The organism is Amycolatopsis sp. NPDC003861, from assembly GCF_053605405.1.
On record NZ_JBSGJD010000364.1, the window covers coordinates 1 to 7,221 of the forward strand.

8 protein-coding genes are annotated in these 7,221 nt (G+C 71.7%); 7 read left to right on the forward strand and 1 reads right to left on the reverse strand.

The features are described 5' to 3' along the window. Nucleotides 1-403 (forward strand): SMI1/KNR4 family protein (locus tag ACWEVN_RS44860; protein ID WP_452055346.1); only part of this gene is annotated, 403 nt, incomplete at its 5' end. A gap of 10 nt (nucleotides 404-413) precedes the next feature. Then, nucleotides 414-866 carry a GNAT family N-acetyltransferase gene (locus tag ACWEVN_RS44865; protein ID WP_449687894.1) on the forward strand — a complete coding sequence of 151 codons (453 nt, stop codon included), beginning with the start codon at nucleotides 414-416 and terminating at the stop codon, nucleotides 864-866. Here ACWEVN_RS44865 and ACWEVN_RS44870 read toward each other — a convergent pair. Further along, nucleotides 863-1,207 carry a hypothetical protein gene (locus ACWEVN_RS44870; RefSeq protein ID WP_003071911.1) on the reverse strand — a complete coding sequence of 115 codons (345 nt, stop codon included), beginning with the start codon at nucleotides 1,205-1,207 and terminating at the stop codon, nucleotides 863-865. The genes ACWEVN_RS44865 and ACWEVN_RS44870 overlap by 4 nt on opposite strands. A 183-nt stretch (nucleotides 1,208-1,390) precedes the next feature. Here ACWEVN_RS44870 and lpdA point away from each other — a divergent pair, with 183 nt between their 5' ends. From lpdA to lipB, 5 genes are all read left to right on the forward strand, one after another. Continuing rightward, the gene (gene lpdA, locus ACWEVN_RS44875; RefSeq protein ID WP_452055347.1) at nucleotides 1,391-2,764 is read left to right on the forward strand and encodes a dihydrolipoyl dehydrogenase; all 1,374 of its coding nucleotides are present in this window, start codon (nucleotides 1,391-1,393) and stop codon (nucleotides 2,762-2,764) included. 55 nt (nucleotides 2,765-2,819) lie between these two features. Further along, nucleotides 2,820-4,607: a 2-oxoglutarate dehydrogenase, E2 component, dihydrolipoamide succinyltransferase gene (gene sucB, locus ACWEVN_RS44880; RefSeq protein WP_452055348.1), complete on the forward strand. Its 1,788-nt coding sequence runs from the start codon at nucleotides 2,820-2,822 to the stop codon at nucleotides 4,605-4,607. Nucleotides 4,608-4,794: 187 nt separating this feature from the next. Then, nucleotides 4,795-5,667: a TIGR01777 family oxidoreductase gene (locus tag ACWEVN_RS44885; RefSeq protein ID WP_449687891.1), complete on the forward strand. Its 873-nt coding sequence runs from the start codon at nucleotides 4,795-4,797 to the stop codon at nucleotides 5,665-5,667. After that, nucleotides 5,664-6,287, forward strand: a complete 624-nt coding sequence (locus ACWEVN_RS44890) for a phosphatase PAP2 family protein (protein WP_449687890.1) — start codon at nucleotides 5,664-5,666, stop codon at nucleotides 6,285-6,287. The genes ACWEVN_RS44885 and ACWEVN_RS44890 overlap by 4 nt, the downstream gene beginning before the upstream one ends. Next, nucleotides 6,284-7,024, forward strand: a complete 741-nt coding sequence (gene lipB, locus ACWEVN_RS44895; RefSeq protein ID WP_452055349.1) for a lipoyl(octanoyl) transferase LipB — start codon at nucleotides 6,284-6,286, stop codon at nucleotides 7,022-7,024. The genes ACWEVN_RS44890 and lipB overlap by 4 nt, the downstream gene beginning before the upstream one ends. Nucleotides 7,025-7,221 lie beyond the last annotated feature (197 nt).

A 7,221-nucleotide genomic window follows, 5' to 3' on the forward strand; every position in this document is an offset into this window, starting at 1 on the left:
TGCGCTGGTCGCGGCGCTGCACGAGCGGTACCCACCGGAGCCCGGCACCTGGCCGGAACTGATCGCGGAGATCTTGCGCCTGCGCGGCGGCACGGCACCACCTCCGGCGTCGGACGCGGCGATCCGCTCGGCGGAGCTGCGGCTGGGCGCCGAGCTGCCCGCCGACCACCGCGAATTCCTTCGCACCTGCGACGGCCTGCCCGCCGACGTGGTCTTCCCCCGCCTCCTCGGCACGGCGGACCTGCGGGCCGAGAACGGCGTCGTGATCCTGTCCGACCCCGCGGTGCTGCTTCTCTCGGCCGGGCACGTCGTCGAAGTCGACCCGGTCCTGGGCACGACGGTCCACGCGTCCTTCCGCGCGGCGCTCGTCAACCACGCCGCGCTGCTGGCCCAGGCAGGCTAGGTTGGGCGCGGTGACCATCCTCACCGCGGAGAAGATCACCCCGGAGAACGTCGCCGCGGCGTGCCAGCTGGCCGTCGAACCCCATCAGAAGGCCTTCGTGGCCCCGGTCGCCGTCTCGCTCGCCGAGGCGTACACGCAGCCGGAAGTCGCCTGGCCGCGGCTGATCCTGGCCGACGGCGAGCCGGCGGCGTTCGTGATGGGCGGCTTCAACCCGGACGCCGAGTTGGACTTCTTCCGCTGCGGGATCTGGCGGCTGAACGTCGGCGCGGGCGTGCAGGGCCGCGGCTACGGCCGGTTCGCCGTCGAGACCGTCCTCGAAGAAGCACGAAGACGGGGCAACACCAGCGCGACCGTGCTGTGGATCCCGGCCGAGGGCGGCCCGGAGCAGTTCTACCTCAAGCTCGGCTTCAAGCCGACCGGCCAGACCTTCAACGGCGAGGTCGTCGGCCGGATCGACCTCTAGACCTGGCCGCGCTTCTTCCGCTCGGTGTACTCGCGCATCCGCTTCGGGTAACCCACCCGGGCGACCTCATACACCGGGATCGACCGGCGGTGGCCGAACTGCTGCGCCGCCTCCAGGCTGCCGATCCGCCGCCGCGTCCACTCTCCGTCATGGGCGATCAACACCACAGTGGTCTCCGTGACGTTGGTCTTCGGCTCCACGAACGCCTCCACACCTCGCCTCGTGGCCGCCCACTCGTCGAGGTGGCGGGTGTCCTCGGAGCTGGCTTTCCGCAGCGTACCGGCCCGTTGCCCACCCTTGGCCCGCCTGCGCAGCGAGTCGAAGAGCCCCACCTCGACCACCTCTCCCTCAGAGACCTACGCCACTCATTATCCCGGACTCCGCGTGTGGTCGGCGTCGCACACCCGGCTAGCTCGCAGCCCCGTCCGGCGTAGTGACAAGATGGCGGTGTCGCGCGCGCGGTTATACCGGGCGCGGGCGCGACGACAGAGCATCACCCCACTGCTTGCCGAGGAGTTAATGAAGTGACCGACACCTCCGCCGACCTCGTGATCCTGGGAGGCGGATCGGGCGGCTACGCCGCGGCGTTCCGCGCGGCCGAGCTGGGCCTTTCCGTCACGCTGATCGAGAAGGACAAGCTGGGCGGGACGTGCCTCCACCGGGGCTGCATCCCGACCAAGGCCCTGCTGCACGCCGCCGAGGTCGCCGACGAGACCCGCGAAGCCGAAGCGGTCGGCGTCAAGGCCGCCTTCGAGGGCATCGACATCGCCGGGGTCAACAAGTACAAGGACGGCATCGTCGCCCGCCTGTACAAGGGCCTGCAGGGCCTGGCCAAGGCGCACAAGGTGAACCTCGTCGAGGGCAGCGGCACGTTCGTCGGCGGCACGACCGTCGAGGTGGACGGCACCCGCTACACCGGCAAGAACGTCATCCTCGCCACCGGCTCGTACTCGCGCACGCTGCCCGGCCTGGAGCTCGGCGGCCGCATCATCGCCAGCGAGCAGGCCCTGGCCCTCGACTACGTCCCGAAGAAGGTCGTCGTCCTCGGCGGCGGCGTCATCGGCGTCGAGTTCGCCAGCGTCTGGGCTTCCTTCGGCGTCGACGTCACCATCGTCGAGGCCCTGCCGCGGCTGGTCCCGAACGAAGACGAGTTCGCGTCCAAGCAGCTCGAGCGCGCCTTCCGCCGCCGCAAGATCACCTTCAAGACCGGCGTGAAGTTCACCGGCGCGAAGCAGGACGACAACGGCGTGAGCGTTTCGCTGGAGTCCGGCGAGACCATCGATGCCGACCTGCTGCTGGTCGCCGTCGGCCGCGGGCCGAACTCGGCGGGCCACGGCTACGAGGAGGCCGGCGTCAAGATCGAGCGCGGCTTCGTCCTCACCGACGAGCGGCTGCGCACGAACCTGCCGAACGTCTACGCCGTCGGCGACATCGTCCCCGGCCTGCAGCTCGCGCACCGCGGCTTCCAGCAGGGCATCTTCGTCGCCGAGGAGATCGCCGGGCAGAACCCGCGCGTGATCGACGAGAGCGGCATCCCGCGGGTCACCTACTCGCACCCGGAGGTCGCGTCGGTCGGGCTGACCGAGTCGCAGGCGAAGGACAAGTACGGCTCGGACGTCACGACGTTCACCTACGACCTGGGCGGCAACGGCAAGAGCCAGATCCTCAAGACCTCCGGCGGGGTCAAGCTGGTCAAGGCCCCGGACGGCCCGGTCGTCGGCGTGCACATGGTCGGCGACCGCGTCGGCGAGCTGATCGGCGAAGCGCAGCTGATCTACAGCTGGGAGGCGTTCCCCGAGGACGTCGCCCCGCTGATCCACGCGCACCCCACCCAGACCGAGGCCCTCGGTGAAGCGTTCCTCGCCCTCGCGGGGAAGCCTCTGCACGTGCACAGCTGACGTCCCACCAGCAGAATCCAGACCACGCAGAACTTGGAAGAGGAGTCAGCGAACGATGGCCTACTCCGTCACATTGCCGGAGCTCGGGGAGAGCGTCACCGAAGGCACCGTCACCCGGTGGCTTAAGCAGGAGGGCGACACCGTCGAGGTCGACGAGCCGTTGCTCGAGATCTCGACCGACAAGGTCGACACCGAGGTGCCCTCCCCGGTCGCGGGCACGGTCGTGAAGATCAGCGCCCAGGAGGACGAGACCGTCGAGGTCGGCGGCGAGCTCGCCGTCATCGACGACGGCACCGGCGGCGTGCCGGAGTCGTCCGGGTCGTCGGCCCCGGCGCAGGAAGAGGCGCCCTCGCAGCCCGAGCCGCAGCAGGAGGAGCCGCAGGCCTCCGAGGAAGCGCCGAGCAAGCCGGACACCGCACCGGCCGCCGGTGGCGAAGGCACCGAGGTGAAGCTGCCCGAGCTGGGCGAGAGCGTCACCGAGGGCACCGTCACGCGCTGGCTGAAGGCGGTCGGCGACTCGGTCGAGGTCGACGAGCCGCTGCTCGAGATCTCCACCGACAAGGTCGACACCGAGGTGCCGTCGCCGGTGGCCGGCACGGTGCTGGAGATCCGCGCGGGCGAGGACGAGACCGTCGAGGTCGGCGGCGTCCTGGCCGTGATCGGGGACGCCGGTGCGGCGCCGAAGGCCGAGGCCGAGCCGGAACCGAAGCCGGAGCCCAAGCCCAAGCCCGAGCCGAAGCCGGAACCCAAGCCCGAGCCGGTCCAGGAGTCGAAGCCGGAACCGAAGCCCGAGCCCAAGCCGGAACCGAAGCCGCAGGCCGCGCCGGCCTCGGCCGCCACGCAGTCGGCCCCGGCCGCCGCGGCGAAGGACGGCTCGGCGGACGGCCCGTACGTCACCCCGCTGGTCCGCAAGCTCGCGTCGGAGCACGGCATCGACCTCGCGTCGCTGACCGGCAGCGGCGTCGGCGGCCGGATCCGCAAGCAGGACGTCCTGGCCGCGGCCGAGGAGAAGCAGAAGGCCGCCGCCGCCCCGGCTCCGGCCGCTGCCGCCGCTCCGGCCGCGGCCCCGTCGGCGCCCGCCGCGCGTCCCGCGGCCGCGGTGTCGCCGGAGCTGGCGGCGCTGCGCGGCACGGTCCAGAAGGCCAGCCGGATCCGCCAGATCACGGCCACCAAGACCCGCGAGTCGCTGCAGATCGCCGCGCAGCTCACGCAGGTCCAGGAGGTCGACGTCACGAAGATCGCCAAGCTGCGCCAGCGCGCGAAGGCGGGCTTCAAGGAGCGCGAGGGCGTCAACCTGACGTTCCTGCCGTTCTTCGCGAAGGCCACGGTCGAGGCGCTCAAGCAGCACCCGAACGTCAACGCGTCCTACAACGAGGACACGAAGGAGATCACCTACCACGGCGCCGTGCACCTGGGCATCGCGGTGGACACCGAGCGCGGCCTGCTCTCGGTCGTGATCCACGACGCGGGCGAGCTGAGCCTGGCCGGTCTCGCGCACCGGATCGCCGACCTGGCGGGCCGCGCGCGGGCGGGCCAGATCAAGCCGGACGAGCTGTCGGGCGGCACCTTCTCGATCACGAACATCGGCAGCGTCGGCGCGCTGTTCGACACGCCGATCATCGTGCAGCCGCAGTCGGGCATCCTCGGCACCGGCGCGGTCGTCAAGCGCCCGGTCGTGATCGCGGACGCCGACGGCAACGACACGATCGCCGTCCGCTCGATGGCATACCTGCCGCTGACCTACGACCACCGCCTGGTGGACGGGGCCGACGCGGGCCGCTTCCTGACGACGATCAAGCAGCGCCTGGAAGAGGGCAACTTCGAGAGCGAACTCGGTCTCTGAAGTCACTGCTGACGAAGGCCGCCACGGGAATCTCCGTGGCGGCCTTCGCCATGTCCGGGGACGCCTTCCACCGCACCTCGCCCCCGCCGGCTTCCCCGGCGCCGCGCACGCGGGCCGGATCTTCGGCGGCTCCTTGCGCGGGGGACCTGGGCGTGCGGGGGCGGAGCGAATGCGCAACGATCGAAGCATGCGAGTACTGATCGCCGGAGCGAGCGGCTTGATCGGGTCGGCGCTGGGCGACCGCCTGCGGCGCGAGGGCCACGAGGTCCGCCGGCTGGTGCGGCGTGAGGCGCGCGGTGACGGCGAATTCCGCTGGGATCCGCCGTCGGGGACCATCGCGAGCGGCGCCTTCGAGGGGGTTAACGCCGTCGTGAACCTGGGTGGGCAGCGGCTGTTCCCCGGCCGGTGGAGCGCGATGCGCAAGCAGCAGCTCACCGACAGCCGGGTCGAACCGACCGAGGTGCTCGCCGAAGCCGTTGCCGAACACGGGGTCGGCGTGCTCGTCAACGCCTCCGCCGTCGGGTACTACGGCGACACCGGGGCGTCCACAGTGGACGAATCCGCGCCGCGCGGCCGGGGTTTCCTCGCCGAGCTGTGCGAAGGGTGGGAAGCCGCGACGGCGGGTGCCGGGGACGCGCGGGTCGTGAAGATCCGGACCGGGCTGGTCCTGTCGGCGAAGGGCGGCCTCTACGGGACGCTGCGCCCGTTGTTCGCCCTGTGTCTGGGCGGGCGGCTCGGCAACGGCAGCCAGTACATGCCGTGGATCGCCCTCGAAGACGAGGTGGGCGCGATCGTCCACGTCCTGACGCACGACGTGTCGGGTCCGGTGAACCTGACCGGCCCGGCGCCGGTGACCAACGCCGAATTCACCCGCGCCGTCGGCCGCGCGCTGCACCGGCCGGCGCCGTGGTGGGTGCCCGGGATCGCGCTCAAGGCCGTGCTCGGCCAGGCCGGCGAGGAGATGGCGTTGTTCGGTCAGCGGGCCGTCCCGGCGGCGCTGGAGCGGTCGGGGTACGAGTTCCGGCACCGGACCCTGGACAGCGCGCTCGCCGCGGCATGACCGTCCCGCTCAAGCGCTGGCTCGTCATCGGTTTCGCGCTGACGGCGGCGTTCGTGGCGCTCGGGCTCGGCGTCGCGCGGCACCCGCTGACCCTCGACTCGCAGGTGGCGAACGCCCTCCACGGCGTCTACACACAGCCGCTCGGCCGGGTGGCGGAGATCGGCAGCGACATCCTCGGCCCGGTGCTGCCGTACGTGCTCGGGATGGCGCTGCTCGCGCTGGCGCTGCGGCGCCGGCAGCACACGGGCCTGTGCGTGCGGCTCGCCGTCGTGCTGCTGCTGTGCCGGCTGACCAGCCTGACGGCCAAGCCGATCTTCCTGCGCGAGCGCCCGCGCGACTACCCGGACCTGAGCTACCCGAGCGGGCACGTGGTGTCGGTGGCGAGCACGGGGTTCGTGCTGCTCCTGCTGTGCGCGTGGCTGTGGCCGAGGCTGCTCCGGCGCGTGGCGGCGGCGGTCGCGGTGGCGGTGGTGCTGTCGGCGACGTGCCGCGTCGTGCTGGGCGTGCACTGGGTGACGGACACGATCGGCGCAGTGCTGGCGGTGACCGGTGTCGGGCTGCTCTCAGCGTGCGCCTTGCGGCTGCTTCCCCCGGGTGACGGGCGTAGCCTCGACGGGTGAGTTCTTCCCGCACCTGCCGCGCCAGCACCGAGCCCGTCGACGTCCGCGAGCTCGGCACGATCGACTACACCGAAGCCTGGGAGCTCCAGCGGAGCTTCCTGACGGCCCGGGCGGACGGCACCGCGCCGGACACGATGCTCCTGCTGCAGCACCCGTCGGTGTACACGGCGGGCAAGCGCACGGAGGAGGCCGACCGCCCCACGGACGGCACCCCGGTGATCGACGTCGACCGAGGCGGCAAGATCACCTGGCACGGCCCGGGCCAGCTGGTCGGCTACCCGATCGTCAAGCTGGCGGACCCGATCGACGTGGTCCACTACGTGCGGCGCCTGGAGGAGGCCCTGATCCACGTGTGCGACCAGCTGGGCGTGCACTCCGGCCGCGTCGAAGGCCGCAGCGGCGTCTGGATCCCGGCCGACGACCGCGGGATCGAGCGCAAGATCGCGGCGATCGGCATCCGCGTCCAGCGAGGCGTGACGATGCACGGCTTCGAGCTGAACTGCAACGCGGACTTGGCGGCGTTCGACAACATCGTCCCGTGCGGCATCCGCGACGCGGGGGTGACATCCCTGTCGTACGAGCTGCAGCGCGACGTGACGGTGGAGGCGGTCCTCCCCCTGGCACGGGACGCGGTGCTGGCGGCTCTCGAGGGTGAGCTGCCGGTGAGCGAGGACCGCTGGCTCCCCCGCCCGGCCACTCCCGAGGCCGCCGGCGTCACCTTCGCCCTCCAGAACTGAGGCGTCCCCGGCCGGCCCTGTGGATAGCGGGGGCCCGGCCTTGCTTCCGGCGTGCGGAATTGTCGGTGCCTTGCGCTAGCGTGGAAATCGGGGGCTGCTCAGTGCGGTTGGGGGCCACGGATTTCGGTGCTCACCACCCCGAAGCCTGAATTGTCGCTACGGACGGTGGTACCGCGTCAAGGCACGCTTTCCCGCCT

Bases quoted from the DNA above. Each gene is read 5' to 3' on its own strand.
- sucB (WP_452055348.1), top strand. From the start codon at position 2,820: ATGGCCTACTCCGTCACATTGCCGGAGCTCGGGGAGAGCGTCACCGAA.
- ACWEVN_RS44885 (WP_449687891.1), top strand. From the start codon at position 4,795: ATGCGAGTACTGATCGCCGGAGCGAGCGGCTTGATCGGGTCGGCGCTG.
- ACWEVN_RS44890 (WP_449687890.1), top strand. From the start codon at position 5,664: ATGACCGTCCCGCTCAAGCGCTGGCTCGTCATCGGTTTCGCGCTGACG.